Source organism: Brevundimonas bacteroides DSM 4726 (assembly GCF_000701445.1).
Taxonomy (GTDB): Bacteria; Pseudomonadota; Alphaproteobacteria; order Caulobacterales; family Caulobacteraceae; genus Brevundimonas; species Brevundimonas bacteroides.
Genome location: NZ_JNIX01000010.1, coordinates 36715 through 52691, shown reverse-complemented (window position 1 = coordinate 52691; position 15977 = coordinate 36715). Strand labels below are relative to the sequence as shown.

At 68.9% G+C, this 15977-nt stretch carries 14 protein-coding genes and 1 tRNA gene; 10 read left to right on the top strand and 5 right to left on the bottom strand.

The annotated features are described in order from the left end of the window. Positions 1 to 26: 26 nt before the first annotated feature. The 4 genes from Q333_RS17330 to Q333_RS17325 are packed head-to-tail and all read right to left on the bottom strand — an operon-like array spanning position 27 to position 1902. Positions 27 to 407: a helix-turn-helix domain-containing protein gene (locus Q333_RS17330; protein WP_245591530.1), complete on the bottom strand. Its 381-nt coding sequence runs from the start codon at positions 405 to 407 to the stop codon at positions 27 to 29. 31 nt (positions 408 to 438) lie between these two features. After that, positions 439 to 870: a hypothetical protein gene (locus Q333_RS0109825; protein ID WP_029416630.1), complete on the bottom strand. Its 432-nt coding sequence runs from the start codon at positions 868 to 870 to the stop codon at positions 439 to 441. 25 nt (positions 871 to 895) lie between these two features. Beyond that, positions 896 to 1246 (bottom strand): hypothetical protein, encoded by a 351-nt coding sequence (locus Q333_RS0109820; protein WP_029416628.1) that lies wholly within the window; start codon positions 1244 to 1246, stop codon positions 896 to 898. A 35-nt stretch (positions 1247 to 1281) separates the two neighbouring features. Continuing rightward, positions 1282 to 1902: a helix-turn-helix domain-containing protein gene (locus Q333_RS17325; RefSeq protein WP_084175949.1), complete on the bottom strand. Its 621-nt coding sequence runs from the start codon at positions 1900 to 1902 to the stop codon at positions 1282 to 1284. Positions 1903 to 2062: 160 nt separating this feature from the next. On the opposite strand from Q333_RS17325, the gene radC reads away from it, so the two are divergent. From radC to Q333_RS0109765, 8 genes are all read left to right on the top strand, one after another. Beyond that, positions 2063 to 2761, top strand: a complete 699-nt coding sequence (gene radC, locus Q333_RS0109800; protein WP_245591529.1) for a RadC family protein — start codon at positions 2063 to 2065, stop codon at positions 2759 to 2761. Continuing rightward, complete coding sequence (locus tag Q333_RS16990; RefSeq protein ID WP_342667393.1) at positions 2758 to 3501, top strand: DUF7146 domain-containing protein; 744 nt, start codon at positions 2758 to 2760, stop codon at positions 3499 to 3501. The genes radC and Q333_RS16990 overlap by 4 nt, the downstream gene beginning before the upstream one ends. A 200-nt stretch (positions 3502 to 3701) precedes the next feature. Beyond that, a complete protein-coding gene (locus Q333_RS0109790) occupies positions 3702 to 5750 on the top strand; it encodes a ParB/RepB/Spo0J family partition protein (protein ID WP_157072426.1) in 2049 nt (682 codons plus the stop codon). 139 nt (positions 5751 to 5889) lie between these two features. Beyond that, positions 5890 to 10158 (top strand): strawberry notch-like NTP hydrolase domain-containing protein, encoded by a 4269-nt coding sequence (locus Q333_RS0109785; RefSeq protein WP_029416619.1) that lies wholly within the window; start codon positions 5890 to 5892, stop codon positions 10156 to 10158. A 136-nt stretch (positions 10159 to 10294) separates the two neighbouring features. Then, on the top strand, positions 10295 to 10660 hold the full coding sequence (locus Q333_RS0109780) for a hypothetical protein (protein WP_029416617.1): 366 nt from the start codon (positions 10295 to 10297) through the stop codon (positions 10658 to 10660). A 30-nt stretch (positions 10661 to 10690) separates the two neighbouring features. Further along, the gene (locus Q333_RS0109775) at positions 10691 to 11104 is read left to right on the top strand and encodes a single-stranded DNA-binding protein (protein ID WP_029416615.1); all 414 of its coding nucleotides are present in this window, start codon (positions 10691 to 10693) and stop codon (positions 11102 to 11104) included. Between the two features lie 362 nt (positions 11105 to 11466). Next, entirely contained in the window at positions 11467 to 12402 is a 936-nt protein-coding gene (locus tag Q333_RS0109770; protein WP_029416613.1) for a DUF2493 domain-containing protein, read from the top strand. A 298-nt stretch (positions 12403 to 12700) separates the two neighbouring features. Then, positions 12701 to 13945: a relaxase/mobilization nuclease domain-containing protein gene (locus tag Q333_RS0109765; RefSeq protein WP_084175943.1), complete on the top strand. Its 1245-nt coding sequence runs from the start codon at positions 12701 to 12703 to the stop codon at positions 13943 to 13945. Positions 13946 to 14074: 129 nt separating this feature from the next. Here Q333_RS0109765 and Q333_RS0109760 read toward each other — a convergent pair. Continuing rightward, a tRNA-Ser gene (locus tag Q333_RS0109760) sits at positions 14075 to 14166 on the bottom strand. Positions 14167 to 14297: 131 nt separating this feature from the next. Between Q333_RS0109760 and Q333_RS0109755 the strand changes: the two genes are divergently transcribed. After that, entirely contained in the window at positions 14298 to 14603 is a 306-nt protein-coding gene (locus tag Q333_RS0109755; protein WP_029416611.1) for an SCP2 sterol-binding domain-containing protein, read from the top strand. An 84-nt stretch (positions 14604 to 14687) separates the two neighbouring features. After that, positions 14688 to 15902 (top strand): acyl-CoA dehydrogenase family protein, encoded by a 1215-nt coding sequence (locus Q333_RS0109750; protein ID WP_029416610.1) that lies wholly within the window; start codon positions 14688 to 14690, stop codon positions 15900 to 15902. Positions 15903 to 15977: the final 75 nt, after the last annotated feature.

Genomic DNA, 15977 nt, shown 5'->3' with positions numbered 1-15977 from the left:
AGGCGGGTGACCGCGCGCCCCGCCGGTCAGCGGGAGCCGTCGAGCTCGCGGGCGATCCGCATCAGAAGCGACTGGCGGTCTCCATCCAGGCGATCGAAGATCGTCGTCAGCTCGACCGAGGCGCGGCTGCGCAGGGGGACCGGGCGATCCGAGGGCTCGGCCTGACCAAAGAGCAGCTCCGGAGTGAGGCCGAGTTCGCGAAACAGGATCGGGTAGGCCGACGCCGGAAGGCGATTGGTCCCAGTTTCATACTTCTGGACCTGCTGGAAGGTGACGCCAAGCAATCGCCCGAGATCGGACTGGGTCAGGTGGGCGCGCACGCGCGCTTCGCGGACAACCGCGGCAATCCTCTGGTCATAGTCGCCGGCCCGGCGTTTGGTCCGTTCCATCGATGCTGCGAGACTCATGGGATCAAGCTTAGCCATAAACTGTCACCTGTCATCCCCTCCGCATGCGGAAGGATAGCGGCCAGCCGCCCGCGGGCTCGCCGGCCAGCCAGCGCTCCAGGGCACCGGCGAGCAGGGCGTAGAGCCCGATCACCCCGAACACCCACCGCGACGCTACATACACCCGCATGTCCAGCGATGGATCGCTCAGCACGCTGATGTGAACCACGATCAGAAGCAGATGGGCTGCGGCGGCGGCCAGGATCCACCAGCGGTCGAAGCGGAACGCCATCCACAGCAGGACGGCGACGCAGGCAAGGTCGTTCAGCGGCAGGGTCCACCACAGCCGCAGGGGATCGAGCAATCCACCCAGCGTGTAGTTGGCGATCAGCAGAAGGACGCCCAGCCGCTCCGGCTTGGCGCCCTTCCACCAGACGATCGCCCACACGGCGAAGGTCGAGACGAGATAGAATAGCTGGAACATGCCCGTCTCGACAGAGGGCCCTGGATCAGGCCACCGCCTCAAGGTGTCGGCCGGTAGGGCGCGGAACCGGCTGGTCTTCGTCTGGCTTGTCCTCGAACGGACCGCCGAGGCGCCACTGGATGCCCAGACGCCGGGCATCGGCTTTCATCGCGCGGTGAGCCTTGAGCAGTCGCGCCCGCGCCTTGACGACCGGACCCTGGGCCTCGGTGATGGCCGCAAGGGCGTCTTGGCCGATCACCGCGGTGATTTCCTGGTCGATCCGTCCGCTGGTGAGATGGGCCGAGAGCCCGTTGATGGCGGCCAGGGCGAGGTCGAGCTTGGCCTCGGCATCGTGAAGCCGCCGCGCGGCCTCACGGCCGTATTCCGTTCTGTCCATTGCGTGTCTTTCTCCGCGGTTGCGGTACAGGAGGGTCATTGCGCAAGACGGGCGCGATCCAGGGCCTGCTGGGTTTGCTGACCGTCATTGACCAGATCGACCACGGCCTTGGTGGACAGCGCCATCACGAATGCCAGGGCGGCGATGATGACGATGCGGACCAGTCCCGCGGGAGGGGGACGGTAGCCGAAGCGGCGGCCTGGGCCATCAGCCAGCCCAGACAAAGAACCTCGTGCAGGAGATCCTCCCGGGACAGGTGCCTCTGGTCGGCCATTGCCTGATGGAGCAAGGTCTCCAGAACCTTGTCCGTCGCAGATGTGGGCGACAGGCGCTGGAGCGCGAGCTCCAGTTCCTCCCACGTCCACTGTGGCAGCTCCGCCGTCCGGTTCGCCATCCGTCTCCTCCGTCTTGCGACCCAAACGGGGCATGGCCGGGCCCAGGTCCGCCATGGGGTCGTTCGGGGGGGAGGGTACGTTTCGTTCCAGAAGCGCCAGGGCGGCCTTGCGGCGATTGACCCCGAGGCGCTGGCAGGCCTCGAAGATGTGCTTCTTCACGACGCTTTCGGAGATGCCGAGAGCCCATGCGATCTCCTTGTCGGTCTTGAACGCGGTCAGCCTCAGGCATTCTTCCTGACGCGGCGTGAGTGGAGATGGCATCCCGGGCCCTCTGTGACGACGGTGAAGCTAGTCGGCGACAGGGCGATGCGTCCAGACAAGTGCGGCAGGGAGGTCCGCAGCGGCTCGCGCGGCCCGGGCCGGCGAAAGCCGGAGGAAGGGACAGAGGCGGGCGAACCCCCCGTCTGGAAGGACCCTGCCCATGACCCCGCGTCTCTCCCCCCATAGCGATCGATCCGCACTGGACGCGACACCGGACGACATGACGGCACCGCCGGGCGGCTGGATCGAGCTGTCGGATGAGGCGCTGCTGACCCGGATGCTTCTCCGCGGGCTCCGACCCGAGACGGCGGCGTGCGCATCGGCCGCCCTCATGGCGCGGTTCGGTGGCCTTGGCCCCGCGCTCGCTGCCGACGCCGGAGAGATCGAGCGGGCTACGGGACTGGATCCGGGTCTGGTCGGGGAACTCCATCTGCTGAGAGAGATCAGCGTCCGGATCAGTCGCGCCCGCGCCAGCGGACGCTCGCTGCTCGCCTCATCGAGCGCGGTTCACGCCTATGTCCGGGCCGCCCTCGCCCACCGTCCCCGCGAGCAGTTCCGAACGCTCTATCTCGATCGACGTAACGCCCTCCTGCAGGACGAATGGGTCGCTGATGGCTCTGTCGATCATGCGCCCGTCTACCCCCGCGAGGTGATCCGGCGCGCGCTCGAGCTGTCGGCCTCGGCCCTCATCCTCGTGCACAACCATCCCTCCGGCGATCCCGAGCCGTCCCAGGCGGATGTCGTCATGACCCGCAAGATCGTCGATGCGGCCAAGGTCTTCGATATCCGGGTCCATGACCATCTCATCGTCGGCCGGGAGGACACGGCCAGCCTGCGGGCCCTGGGGCACCTCTCATGAGCCTGCGCGCGATCGTGGCCGCGCTCGGCGGCGATCTCTACCACGGCGGCGAGCGCGCCAATGTCCCCGCGCCCGGCCACGGCCCGGCCGACCGGTCGGTCTCGCTCCTCCTGAGCGAAGGGCGGGTCGTCATTCATTCTTTCGGCTCGGCCACCTGGCAGGCCGTGCGCGACGATCTTCAACGCCGCCAGCTGATCGGACAGGACGGGCGGGTGACGTCAGGAGCGTCGTCGACCCCGAGGCTCGAAGGGCCTGGCCGCATCGCCATCGCAAGATCCTTGTGGGCCGAGGGCCTGCGCCCATCGCCTTCGAGCGTCGTGGTCCGACACCTGGCCCGGCGTGGCCTGGTCCTTCCGTCCACGACGGAGAACCTCCTGGAGCATCCGCGCGCGCCCTACTCGGCCTATGCCCGCGGGGGGCGCTCCGGTTGTGCCATGATGGCCGGGATCCGGGATCCGGCCGGCGCGATCACGGCGATCGAGCTCACCTATCTGTCGTCCAATGGTCAGAAGATGACCGGCCTGAGGGTGTCGCGAAAGACGGTCGGCCGCGTCCCGCCGGGATCCGCGGTCCGCCTGCGCCCGGCGAGCTCGCGTATGCTGGTGGCGGAAGGCGTGGTCACCACCCTGTCGGCCATGGCGCGTTTCGGGCTGCCGGGCTGGGCGTTGATGTCGGCGGGCAACCTCTCGCAATGGACGCCTTCGGCCAATGTCACCCAGGTGCTCATCGCCGGAGATTGAGGCGCGGCGGGTGAAAGGGCCGCCCGGCGCCTGGCGTCGCGTCTTCGTGCGGCGGGGGTGGACGCCGCCGTGGCCTTGCCGCCCATGCCGTGGGGTGACTGGAATGAGGCGGCTGAGGCGACCGATGGGGAGGGAAAGGAAGGGGGACGGCGGGCGCCGGAAGGGTGGGGATGGGCCTCGCCGCCGGCCGGAGACCTGCCATGAGCCGTTCCACCGCCGTCGCCGTCGTTGCGACCCCCTTCCAGATCGCCGCCTCGCGCAAGAGCGCCCGGGCACCTTTGCGCGATCTGGACATCGCTCCGGAGAATCTCCGCTTCGGCGAACCGCCGGACGAAGACATTCCGCTGCTGGCCGAAACGCTTTATGCCGCCGGCCAGCTCCAGCCGCTGACCGTGCGGCCGGGACGCCGGTCCGAGGCCTCCCATATGGCGCTCGACGGTCGACGCCGTCTTCTCGCCCTGCGGCTCCTGCTCGAACAGGGCCGGATCGATGACGCCTTTCTCGTGGATGTGCTTTTCGAGACCGACCCTGCCCGTCAGGCGGCCGCCGTTCTCCTCACCAACACCGCCGTGCCCGTGCACATCGCCGACGTCATCGCCGCCATCGGCAGGATGCTGAAGGGCAGACTCGGCGTGCCAGCCATCGCTAAGGCGCTCGGCCATGCTGAGATCGACGTCAAGCGAATGGCCGCCCTCGCGGCCCTGCCCGACGTTGCCCTGGAGGCCCTGAGGCGCGGGCGTCTCAACCTGCGTCAGGTCAGACTTCTCGCGCGCATGCCCGACAGAGAGGAGCAGGCTGAGCTGGCCCAGATGACACTCGACGGCCACAGCTTCCCGGAATGGCGGGTGACCGAGCGGCTCGAGCGGCATCATGTCAACGCGCGAGACCCGCGGTTCGCGCTCGTCGGGGCCGAGCGGTATGCGGCCGCCGGCGGGCGGACCGAGACGGATCTTTTTGGCGAGCGTCCACCAATGCTCCTGGATCCCTCTATTCTCACGGAGGTCTGGACGAAGCGCGCCCGCGAAATCGCCCGGATGTTCGAAGCCGAGGGCCTTGTGGTCCACGTCGCGGCCGGTCCCGACCACGAGCTTTGCGACGATCTCGAACCGCTGGCGTACGTCTATGGCGGGGATCTGCCGGCGGACCAGATGGCGACCTACCGGGAACTCAAGGGGGACTTCAACGACGCCGCCGACGCGCTCGAAGACCTGCTGGGGGAGACGACCGACACGGACGTCGTCGACCCAGCCTTAGCCACCATGGTGCGGGCCCGCCTGACGGCAGATCAGGCGGGATGGCCCGGGCGGCGGGTGACGACGCTCGTGCTGCGCCCTTCGGCGCGAACCGGGATCGAGGTGACCTGTCTGGCTCCGGTAGAGCCGGAGCTGGACCAGCAAGAGGTCGTCGGCGACGGCGCGGCCCCACCGGCAGCGTCGACGCTTTCAACCTATCGGGCGCCCGAGGCCGGTGCGCCCAAGCCGGAACTCGAGGGCGTAAACCACGCGCTGCACGCGGTGCGCACGGATGTGGCCACGCGCGGCCTGATCCGCGCCCTGGCCGACGATCCGGGTGCCGCCTTCACCGCTCTGATCGCCCGTCTGTTCGGTCAGGTCGCGATCCGAACTTCCGGACAACGGTGCGAAGCGGCGCTCGCCTTGACGGCGACGCCCTTCAGGCCGGCCGGCGGTCGGGTGATCGAAAGCCTCGACGGCGACGTCTGGCACAGGATCGAGGACCGGCGGGCAACCTGGGAGGCTTCGGGTCAGACGGTGATCGGCTGGGTCCACGCCCTGGCCCACGGCGACAAGATGGCTCTGCTCGCCGAGCTGACCGCCCTGACCCTGGATCTCCGCGAAGAGCGCACCACCCTGGTGCGTCGCACGGCCCGGGCCGAGGCTGCCGAGCTCGCCGAACTGTGCGGCGCCGACATCGCCCTGCACTGGACCCCGGACGCGGAATTCCTGAAGGCGCACTCCAAGCCCCTGCTGCTGAAGATGCTGGAGGCGATGGGCCGGGGCGACGTCCGCGCCGGTCTGCTCAAGAAGTCAGACCTGATCCCCTGGGTCCAGGAGACCGCCGCCGAGACAGGATGGGCTCCGGCAAGCCTCTCCTGGACCGTCGGCGCCGGAGACCCTGGCTCCGGGATGGACGATGACGCCGCCCCGGACGACCCCGGTGACGACGGGGAGGGACGCGGGGCGTTCGAGGTGACCCCGGAAGGTCAGGCCGAGCTGGAGAACGCCGCCTGAACGACAGGGCGGACGACAGGGCCCGTCGCGACACCGTCGCGGCGGGCCTTCGTCATGGGAGACGGAGGAAGGGCGATGGAGGCGAGCCTGAAGGACCGGAGGGATGAGCCCGCCGCTTCGGGTGACCGGAACCCGTGCCATGACCGCCGCCACGCCCGCCACCCCGTCCCTGTTTGGAGCTCCCCGGCCAGGGGATCGAGCCGCGAACATCCTGGCGGCTGCCCGGGCCCTGGCGACCCACCTCGCGCGGTCCCGACCGCTAGACCGCAGGCTCGTCTCCAGCACGATGACCCTGGGGTTCGGCGGGTCGGACGCGGAGGGGGTCTGGTCATGGCACGACGCTTATGAGGCCATCGAGGCGGCGACCGTGCTGCAGATCCGCCGGCTCGCGCCCCAGGTCGCCCGGCTGGAGGATGCGCCGGCCGATATCGCCGCCCTGCTGGCGATGGTCGGTGGGCTGGGTCTCACCCACTCCCGTCGCAGCGAGGCCCAGGTGGCGCTCGATCAGTTCTCCACCCCGCCCGAGCTTGCCGCTCTCGTGGTGCTGGCCGCCCAGGTGAGGCCCGGCGACCGGGTGCTGGAGCCCTCCGCCGGCACGGGCCTGATGGCCGTTGTGGCCGAGGCCTGCGGCGGGGTTGTGACCCTCAACGAACGGGCCGAGGGCCGCGCCAGTCTGATCGATGGCCTGTTCGTCTCGGCCGCGCGGACACGCCTCGACGGCCGCCGCGTCCACGACCTTCTGCCTGGAGCGGGCGCATTCGACGCCATCGTCTGCAACCCGCCCTTCAGCGATCTGGAGGCGCATCTATCCGCCGCCTTCAAGGCCCTTGCCGATGGCGGTCGGCTGGCTGCGGTCGTCCCGATGACCGCCCTGACCGATGACGCGATGATGCGTCGCCTGGGCGCGCAGGGCCGCATCCTCGCCCGTATCGGCTTTCCGCCCCGGGCCTTCGCTAGACATGGCACCAGCGTCGAGACGGGTCTGCTGGTGATGGACCGGCTTGAGCCCCGGTCCGGGATCGCGCCCCTCGCCCATGGGGACGATCTGGCGGGCTGCGCGGCCTTGGCCTCCGCCATCGATGAGCGCGTCACCGCCCGGCCCCGGGTCCGGCTCGAGGTCGCCGCCCACGCCCTGCTGGCCCCGCGCGACCGGTCCCTGGCCCTGCCCTCGGGCCGTCTCGGCTTCCTCACCGGCGCGTCCCCCGTCGCCTATCGGACCCTCCCCTGGGCAGGCGAGGGCCGAGACGTCGGCCTGTATCAGGCCTACCGGCTGGCGCGGATCGCCCTTGACGGGGAGAGGCTGCATCCCTCTCCCCTGGTCGAATCCGGGCCGATGGCGTCGGTCGCGCCGCCCGCGCCGACCTATCGGCCGGTGCTGCCCGGCTCTCTGCGGGAAGAGGGTCGCATCTCGGACCCGCAGCTGGAGACGGTCATCTATGCCGGAGAGGCTCATGCCGGCCGGCTCCCCGCCTGGTGGACGCCTGGTGAAGCGGCCCACCAGTTGCATCTATCGCGGGAGGGGACCGAGGGCGCCGTCCAGCTCCGCCGGGGTTTCTTCCTCGGAGATGGCACAGGTTGTGGCAAGGGCCGCCAGATCGCTGCCATCATCGCCGACAACATGGCCCAGGGACGGCTGAAGGCCCTGTGGCTGTCAAAGAGCGAGGCCCTGCTCGAAGACGCCCGGCGCGACTGGATCGCAATCGGTGGCTCGGCCCATGATATCGTGCCGCTTAACAGCTGGAAGCTGGGCGAAGGCGTCCGGCTCGACCGAGGGATCGTCTTTACCACCTACGCCACCCTGCGCCAGCCCGCCCGGGCCCGGAAGGCGAGCCGGCTCGATCAGATCGTCGCCTGGCTGGGTGAGGGGTTCGACGGGCTCATCGTCTTCGACGAGGCGCATGCGATGGCCAACGCCGCCGGCGGCGGGAAGAGCGCGCGCGGAACGAAGAAGGCCTCCCTGCAGGGGCAGGCCGGGCTGGCCTTGCAGAACCGCCTGCCCGACGCGCGGGTGCTCTACGTTTCAGCGACCGGGGCGACGACGGCGGAGAACCTCGCCTACGCCGCGCGCCTGGGTCTGTGGGGCGGGCCCGAGGCACCCTTTGTCAGCCGCGACGACTTCCTGGAGGCCATGGACAGGGGCGGGGTCGCGGCGATGGAGCTGGTGGCGCGCGAACTCAAGGCGCTCGGCCTCTATGTGGCCCGCTCCCTGTCGTTTGAGGGCGTCGAATACGAGCCGCTGTTCCACGCCCTGACCGAGGACGACATCGCCATCTGGGACGCTTGGGCCGATGCCTTCCAGCTGATCCACGCCAATCTCGGGGAAGCGCTGAAGGCGACGGGGATTCACGACGAGGACGGGAGGGCCAGGAGCGGTCTGGCCGCCTCGGCGGTCCGCTCAGCGTTCGAGGGTGCCAAGCTGCGCTTCTTTGGCCATCTGCTGGCAGGCCTGAAGGCGCCGACCCTCGGGGCCTCGATCCGCAGGGACCTGGCCGAGGGCCGCTCCGCCGTCGTCCAGATCGTCTCGACCAACGAGGCGGTCATGGAGCGCCGACTGGCTTCGATCCCGCCAGACGAGTGGACCAATCTCTCCATCGACCTGACCCCGCGCGAGTACGTCCTGGACTATCTCCGCGAGGCCTTCCCCGTCACCCTGATGGAGGCGCTTGAGGGCGAAGACGGCACCGTGACCCTGGTTCCGGTGATGGTCGATGGCCATCCCGCTGTCAGCCAGGAGGCCTTGCGGCGGCGCGAGGAACTGATCCTGCGCATGGCGCTTCTGCCCGCGGTTCCTGGCGTGCTCGAGGCCCTGCTCGACGCGTTTGGAACGGACGCCGTCGCCGAAATCACCGGCCGATCGCGCCGCGTGGTGCTACGCGAGGGTCGTCGCCAGGTCGAGCGTCGCGGCGCCTCGGCGGCGCGCACGGAGACCGACGCCTTCCTGTCAGGCCGCAAGAGGGTCCTGGTCTTCTCGGACGCGGGCGGGACGGGGCGCAGCTACCACGCCGATCTGTCGGCTCCGAACCAGCAGCGCCGGTCCCACTATCTGGTCGAGCCCGGCTGGCGGGCCGATGCGGCCATCCAGGGCCTCGGCCGCACTCATCGCACCCATCAGGCCTGTGCCCCGCTGTTCAGGCCCGTCACTTCCGACATTCACGGCGAGAAGCGATTCACCTCGACCATCGCCCGTCGCCTGGATTCGCTTGGGGCCCTGACCCGCGGCGAGCGCCGCACTGCGGGGGCCGGCCTGTTCCGGGCCGAGGACAATCTGGAAAGCCCATGGGCACGCCGGGCGCTTCTGGTCTTCTATGGCGCGCTCGGCTTCGGCGAACTGTCATCGATGACCCTGGAGGGCTTCGAGGCTCGGACAGGGCTGAAGCTCAGGGACGCCGACGGGGCCCTCAAGCCGTCCGACGACCTGCCGCCGATCCACACCTTTCTGAACCGGTTGCTGGCGCTGCGCATCGCCGACCAGAACGCCCTGTTCGCCGACTTCGACCGGATTCTCTCCGGCCTCCTCGAGCGCGCAGCCGCTTCCGGCGATCTGGACCGGGGCCTGGAGGATATCGACGCCGACGAACTGGCGGTGGTCGAGGCGCAGACCATCCGTACCGATGTCGCCACAGGGGCCGAGACGGCCCTGGTCACCTTCGAGCTGAAGGTGCGGCGCGACATCCTCGCCGCGGACGCGGCTCTGGAGGTCGCACGGGGCTCGACCTGCCGACTGGTGGTCAATGAGCGCTCCGGGCGCGCCGCCCTGGCCCAGCTCGGCCTGACGACCACGACCGACGAGGACCGACTGGTGCCGGCCGTGCGGCTGATCCGCCCCGACCAGCAGCAGGTTACGCCGGAAAGGGCGTTCGCGGAAACGGCCTGGATAGAGGCCGATGAGGCAGGTTGGCGCGCGGTCTGGGAGGCCGAGGTCGCGCGGACCGACCCCTGGCGAACGCGGCGGCTGACGCTGGCGACCGGACTGTTGCTGCCGATCTGGGGGAGGCTGCCGGCCAAGGCGTGTTCGGTCCGGCGCGTTCGGTCACCTGACGGACGGCGATGGCTGGGACGGGTGCTCGACGCGGTCCAGGCCGCGAGCCTGAAGACCGCCCTGGGCCTGAGTGAGGTCGGGGACGTCTGGGCCGATGGCGATCGCACGGCCGCGGCGGTGCTGAACCGGAATGCGCAGCTCGCCCTGGCGGGTGGCGTCTGGCTCAAGCGTTCGCGTGTGATGGACCGCTGGCGGCTGGAGCTGGTCGGAGGACGCACCGACCGCGATGCCCTCGTCGCGCTGGGCTGCTTCGTCGAGATCATCGCCCATGCGGCCCGCGTCTTCGTGCCAGTGGACCGGCCAGACGTGGTGGAGGCGGTCCTGCGCCGTCATCCCGTTCAGTCCGTCCTGGACGGGGTCGCGGCCTGAATCCGGCGAGCGGGGATGGAGGGGCCCGGCGCTGGCAGAGGCCCCCGCCGGAGGGAGGACGGAGGAAGGGAGGTCCGGGATGAGGCGGGATCGGGGAGACGGCTCCCCGGCCGCTTCGGATCAACAGGAGACTGACATGCAGACCATGGTGTTCACTGGCCGACTGGCGGCCCACCCCCAGATCAGCGACGACTTCGGCAAGGCGATCTTCCGCCTGCTCGAACAGCGCGGGACCGACGCGGCCGGCAAGGCCCGGCTGGTCGGCGTCAACTGCGTCAGCTGGTCCCGTGGCCTCAACGAGAAGGTCATCGCCCCGGGTTTGGCCCAGGGGTGCGAGGTCGTGGTGACCGGTGCCTTCATCGACACCGCCTACACCGCCCGCGACGGATCGGAGCGGACCGCCAAGGAACTGGTGGTCGCCCGCCTGACCGTTCTCGACTGGGCCGCCGATCGCGCAGATGCGGCGCAGTCTACCGACCGGCCCGAAGCGCTCGCCGCCTGACCGCCCACAATCCCATTAAGGAGAATGACCATGCAGACCCTGACCCTCGAAGGCTATCTCGCCGCCGATCCGTCGATCCTGTCGGCCCAGGGCTCCGGCAGGAAGCGCGCGAGCTTTCGCGTGCTGGAAACCACCCGCTTCCGGCGCGCCGACGGTGCCCCGGGCGAACGTACGACCGGCTTCAACTGCGTCTGTTTCAACGAGAGCACGACCGAGAAGTATATCCAGCCCTTCGCTCGAAAGGGCACGCGGGTGGTCCTTGTCGGCCATGTCGAGAATGATGTCTGGCGCGGCAAGGACGGCGTCGAGCACTACGACCTGAGCGTCGTGGTCAGCGATATCCGGCTCAAGAATCGCCACGAAGCCGCCCCCGGGGCGGCGGAAGCGACAGAGGTCGGTGAGACGGACGGGAGGTATGATCCGGAGATCGACCTGCCGTTCTGATCTCCGGCTGCTATGACCTTTATTCGCCCGGAGCCCGAGAGGGCTTCGGGCTTTTTTTCATGGTGCCGGGAAAGGGCGGGTCGCGCCGGCGGGCCCCGCCGGCGAAGTCCAGACAGGCCACTGGCCTTTCGACGGCCTCGGCGCAGCGGCGCCGAACGGTGTGCTCGCCCCAAGCGGGGCGAGCACTGCCCCCACACAACGCCCTCCGATCTTGTCACATCACCCTGAAAGTCAACGGCTGCGCCGTTGCCCTGCGCAGCCCGCAAGGGGCGGGCCGCTCCGGTGACTTTCCGGGGCCCAATGTGCCTGCGGTCGGGGTCGTTGCGCTTGGGGCGCTCGATATCTTTTTCAAGGATGAACCGATGCAAACCCTGTCCACTCCCACGGTTTCGAAGACCGACTCCGCCTTTGACGACCTGACCGCCTCGCTGGGAGATCCCCGGCCCCACCCGACCGAGGCGGCACTCGCCCAGCTCGGATCCGCCCTCATGAGCGAGCTGCTGGACGTCCTGGCCGGCACCGCGCTCGAGGATTTCCAGACCTTGCTCGCCGAAGCCCTGATCGGAGCCTTCCATTCGGCGGCCCAGCGGATCGAGCGCGATGCCGACCGAGCGCGCGACGCCATGCGGTCGCTGGACCGAGACTTCGACGGCTCCGAGGCCGCCGATACCGAGCTGCAGGAGGCCACGCTCCGAGCCCGCGCCGCCGACGTCGCGACGGAGGCCGCCGAACGCATCCGTGACGCGGCGAGCGAGGCCTACACGGTCTCAACCGGCGAGGTCTGGACCGCCTGGCGGGGGAGCCGGCGCGGCGCTTACCTGACGGCGGCCCAACTGGAGGCCAAGGCGGTGATCCGGGCGATCCACGTCCGCAAGTCTGATGCCGCCGATCCGTGCGGCCGGGTCGTCGCCTTTCGAGGGGCACCTATGGCCGACACCGCCGAGGACGCGCGTCGCATCTTCGACGCCCTGAACTGGGCCAAGGCGGAGTGGCCGGACATGGCGCTCGCGACGACGGGAGCCAAGGGCGCCGAAAAGCTCGCGATCAAATGGGCGGCCCAGAAAGGGGTCAAGCTTGTCCTGGCCCGCGCCGACTTCAACGCAAACGGCAAGGCCGCTCCGTTTCGGGCCAACGACGACCTCTTGGCCCTGGAGCCGGTCTGCTGCCTCACGCTCAGCCTGTCCCTGGATGCCGCCCGATCGGTGGCTCAAAGGAGCTTCGGCCCCGCCCTAAACCTGGGCCAGAAAGCCGAACAGAGCGGCAGGCGCCATGTTTCCATCCGCCGACGCACCCACTGATCCCAATCGTTCGCCTCTCGCCCGCTCGGCTTTTGCCGGGCGGGCTTTTTTTCACGTGTGTGAGGACGCCGATCCAACCGTCAGGGGGCGGCATAGGAAGCGACCCAGGGGGTCAAAACAACCCCGTGGTCGTGGTTTCGCGTCTGTGAGGGGGAGGGAGGGCAAGATAAAAGAAGAGATCACGGGGTCCTGATTTTTCCCTGTCTTTTCCGTCCTGTATCATCAGTGCTTGGCGGTCGTGGCGACGTGCTGTGACGTGCCGGTCCGATGTTGTCGGAAGAGGAGAAGGGATAGGCCCATGCAGGTCCAGGCGGCGATCGCGGCGCGGCTTGAACACCGCGAGAAGGAGTGGCCGGAGGCGGGCACCGCGCGGCTGCCGTCGTCCGTTGCCGCGCGCGATGCGCCCGTTCGCACGGCGATGCTTCAGCGACTGTCGGCGTCACGGCTGTTCGCGCGGGGAGACCGATCCGGAGGCCTGCGCCGGGCACAGGCGCGGTCCGGGCGCGCCTTTCGTCTGGACGTCCGCCAAAGGGTGATCGTGAAGGCCTTAGTGTGTCGCCATCGGGGTAGGGGCCGGGACCGTACGGCCGCGCTCGGGCGACATCTTGCCTACCTCGGTCGACCTGGCGCAGGGCTCGAGGGTGCCACGCCGGTGGTCTTCGACCGCGAGGGCGATCTGGCGTCTCCCGGGGGGATCGCCACCGCCTGGCGTTCGGATCGGCATCATTTCCGTTTCATCGTGTCGCCCGAACACGGCGACCGTCTCTCGGATCTGCGCGGCTATACCCGGGAGCTGATGCGACGTGTCGCCGACGACCTCGAGGAGCCTGCCCTCGCTTGGATCGCGGTCTGTCATTTCGACACCCATCAGCCCCATGCCCATGTGCTGATCCGCGGGCGGCGCAGTGACGCTCGGGACCTGGTCATTCCGAGGGACTATGTCGCCTACGGCTTTCGGGCGCGGGCCCAGGAACTGGCGCAGGAACGCCTGGGCGACCTGTCTAGGACCGACGCCGAGCGCAGGATCTGGCGTGAGACCCAAGCGGGCCGGTTCACGGGTTTCGACCGGCGCCTGCTCCATGCCGCCGATCAGGACTTCCGGGTCGACGACGCTCAGGGCCGCAGCGACGCCTGGGGCGCGCTTCAGCGCGGGCGCCTAGTTTACCTTGAGGCGCTCGGACTGGCCACGCGGTGCGGCCGCCAGTTTCGGCTCGCGCCGGATCTGGAGAGGCGGCTGCGCCGGCTGCAGATCGATCGGGATCTCATCCGCAGTTTCTCGGCGCGACGACTGGCCGGGGCGCGCGAGGTGCAGGCGCTGGGACAGGGACGGGTTCGAGGATGGGTGGCGTCCTCGGGCCACCACGACGAGATGGGGGCGTCTCCTTACGTCTTCGTTCGGGACGCGGCAGGGACCGAACATTACGCGCGCCTCGCGCTCGGCGCTGCGACACCGCGGGTCGGGGAAGAGGTCGAGGTTTCGCGAACGTCCAGGGGACTCGGCGCGATCGTGACTCGGGGTCGAGATCTCGATGCGTCACTCTAGCAAGGCGAGCCTCGCGCAGAGGAACGCTGTGAAACGCGCTGGGGACCGCACTCAAGCGCAGATTTTTTGGAGGGTGCGATGGTGGGTAAAAGCCAAAACCCAACAAAAGCTCAATGTTTTCAGTAGTTCTGGCGGAGACGGAGGGATTCGAACCCTCGGTACCGGTTACCCGGTACGACGATTTAGCAAACCGTTGCCTTCAGCCACTCGGCCACGTCTCCGGCAGGAGGCGTCGATAGCGGAGGCCGCGCGGCGGCGCAATCGGGCAAGCGCCAACTTTCCCCGACGTGATCTTGTGGGAGTTGGCGGGGAGGGCTACCCCTTCGCCTCCACCGCTTGCAGGGAGAGCGACATGGCCGATCTGAACCAGGTCACCGAACACATCCGCGGCGCCGTCGGCGACAACTCCGGTCTGGGCAAGACCGTGAAGCTCGACCTCGGAGACGCCGGAAAGATCTACATTGATGGCGCCTCGGTGCCGAACACCGTCACCAACGAGGACAAGCCCGCCGACGCCACGGTGTCGATGAACTGGGATGACTTCATGGCCCTGTCCGAGGGCAAGCTCGACCCGATGATGGCCTTCATGCAGGGCAAGCTGAAGATCGCCGGCGACATGATGATCGCCCAGAAGCTGGCGCCGCTGCTGAAGCGCTGAGCTTGAGCTGAGCCAAGACATCAAGCGGCGCGAGGTCGGGTTCGACCTCGCGCCGTTCTGCTTTCAGACCCAAGGATCGACCTCATGCATTTCCAGCACTCCGATCGTGGCCTGCACTGGCAGGAGCGGGTGACGAGGTTCCTCGAGGACAAGGTCCTGCCGCGCGCGGCGGACTATCACGCCGAGGTCCACGCCGATCCGAACCGCCAGCCCCCGACCATGGAGGCGATGAAGGCAGAGGCGCGCGAAGCGGGGCTGTGGAACATGTTCCTGCCGGGCGAGCACGGCGCGGGCCTGACGAACCTGGAATATGCGCCTCTGGCCGAGGCCATGGGCAAGGCGGGGCTCTGGACGCCCGAGGTGTTCAACTGCAACGCGCCAGACACCGGCAATATGGAAGTGCTCCATATGTACGGGGACGCCGAGCAGCAGGAACGCTGGCTGAAGCGCCTGATGGCCGGCGAGATCCGCTCGGCCTTCCTGATGACCGAGCCCGAGGTGGCTTCGTCCGACGCCACCAACATCCAGACCCGCATCGAGCGCGACGGCGATCACTACGTCATCAACGGGCGCAAGTGGTGGTCGACGAACATGGCGCACCCGAACGTCGCCGTGACCATCGTCATGGGCAAGACCGACACCGGCGCGGCCGCTCACGCCCAGCAGTCCCAGATCATCGTGCCTGTCGACACGCCCGGCTTCCGCGTCGAGCGGATGCTCAGCGTCTTCGGCTATGACGAGAAGCCGATCGGCCATGCCGAGGTGGTGTTGGAGAACGTCCGTGTCCCGGTCGAGAACCTGATCGCCGGCGAGGGGCAGGGCTTCGAGATCGCGCAAGGGCGGCTGGGGCCCGGCCGCATCCACCACTGCATGCGCGTGATCGGGTGCGCCGAGCGGGCTCTGGAGCTGATGTGCCAGAGGCTGCTGAGCCGGACGGCGTTCAGGAAGCAGATCGCCGAGCACTCGGTGTGGGAGCAGCGGGTCGCGGAGGCGCGCACCAACATCGAGATGTGCCGCCTGATGGTGCTGAAGGCCGCCTGGATGATCGATCAGGCCGGGGCCAAGAACGCCAAGTCCGAGATCGCCCAGATCAAGGTGGCGGCGCCGCGCATGGCGCTGAAGGTCATCGACGACGCCATCCAGGCGTTTGGCGGGGCGGGCGTTTCGGGCGACACGCCGCTGGCCGAGCTTTACGCCACGGTGCGGACGCTACGCATCGCCGACGGCCCCGACGAGGTCCACAATCGCACCATCGCGCGGCTGGAATACGCAAATCACGGCGGCAAGCCGGTCCGCTGACCGGCTGCTGCCAGGGCGTGTCAGCAGTCGCGCGCGAAGGTCGCATCCGGGCAACGAAACCTTGACCGGCGTGTT

Excerpts from the sequence above, each read along its gene's own strand:
- Q333_RS17330 (WP_245591530.1), bottom strand. The coding sequence starts at position 407 with ATGAGTCTCGCAGCATCGATGGAACGGACCAAACGCCGGGCCGGCGAC.
- Q333_RS0109825 (WP_029416630.1), bottom strand. The coding sequence starts at position 870 with ATGTTCCAGCTATTCTATCTCGTCTCGACCTTCGCCGTGTGGGCGATC.
- Q333_RS0109820 (WP_029416628.1), bottom strand. The coding sequence starts at position 1,246 with ATGGACAGAACGGAATACGGCCGTGAGGCCGCGCGGCGGCTTCACGAT.
- Q333_RS17325 (WP_084175949.1), bottom strand. The coding sequence starts at position 1,902 with ATGCCATCTCCACTCACGCCGCGTCAGGAAGAATGCCTGAGGCTGACC.
- radC (WP_245591529.1), top strand. The coding sequence starts at position 2,063 with ATGACCCCGCGTCTCTCCCCCCATAGCGATCGATCCGCACTGGACGCG.
- Q333_RS16990 (WP_342667393.1), top strand. The coding sequence starts at position 2,758 with ATGAGCCTGCGCGCGATCGTGGCCGCGCTCGGCGGCGATCTCTACCAC.
- Q333_RS0109790 (WP_157072426.1), top strand. The coding sequence starts at position 3,702 with ATGAGCCGTTCCACCGCCGTCGCCGTCGTTGCGACCCCCTTCCAGATC.
- Q333_RS0109785 (WP_029416619.1), top strand. The coding sequence starts at position 5,890 with ATGACCGCCGCCACGCCCGCCACCCCGTCCCTGTTTGGAGCTCCCCGG.
- Q333_RS0109780 (WP_029416617.1), top strand. The coding sequence starts at position 10,295 with ATGCAGACCATGGTGTTCACTGGCCGACTGGCGGCCCACCCCCAGATC.
- Q333_RS0109775 (WP_029416615.1), top strand. The coding sequence starts at position 10,691 with ATGCAGACCCTGACCCTCGAAGGCTATCTCGCCGCCGATCCGTCGATC.
- Q333_RS0109770 (WP_029416613.1), top strand. The coding sequence starts at position 11,467 with ATGCAAACCCTGTCCACTCCCACGGTTTCGAAGACCGACTCCGCCTTT.
- Q333_RS0109765 (WP_084175943.1), top strand. The coding sequence starts at position 12,701 with ATGCAGGTCCAGGCGGCGATCGCGGCGCGGCTTGAACACCGCGAGAAG.
- Q333_RS0109755 (WP_029416611.1), top strand. The coding sequence starts at position 14,298 with ATGGCCGATCTGAACCAGGTCACCGAACACATCCGCGGCGCCGTCGGC.
- Q333_RS0109750 (WP_029416610.1), top strand. The coding sequence starts at position 14,688 with ATGCATTTCCAGCACTCCGATCGTGGCCTGCACTGGCAGGAGCGGGTG.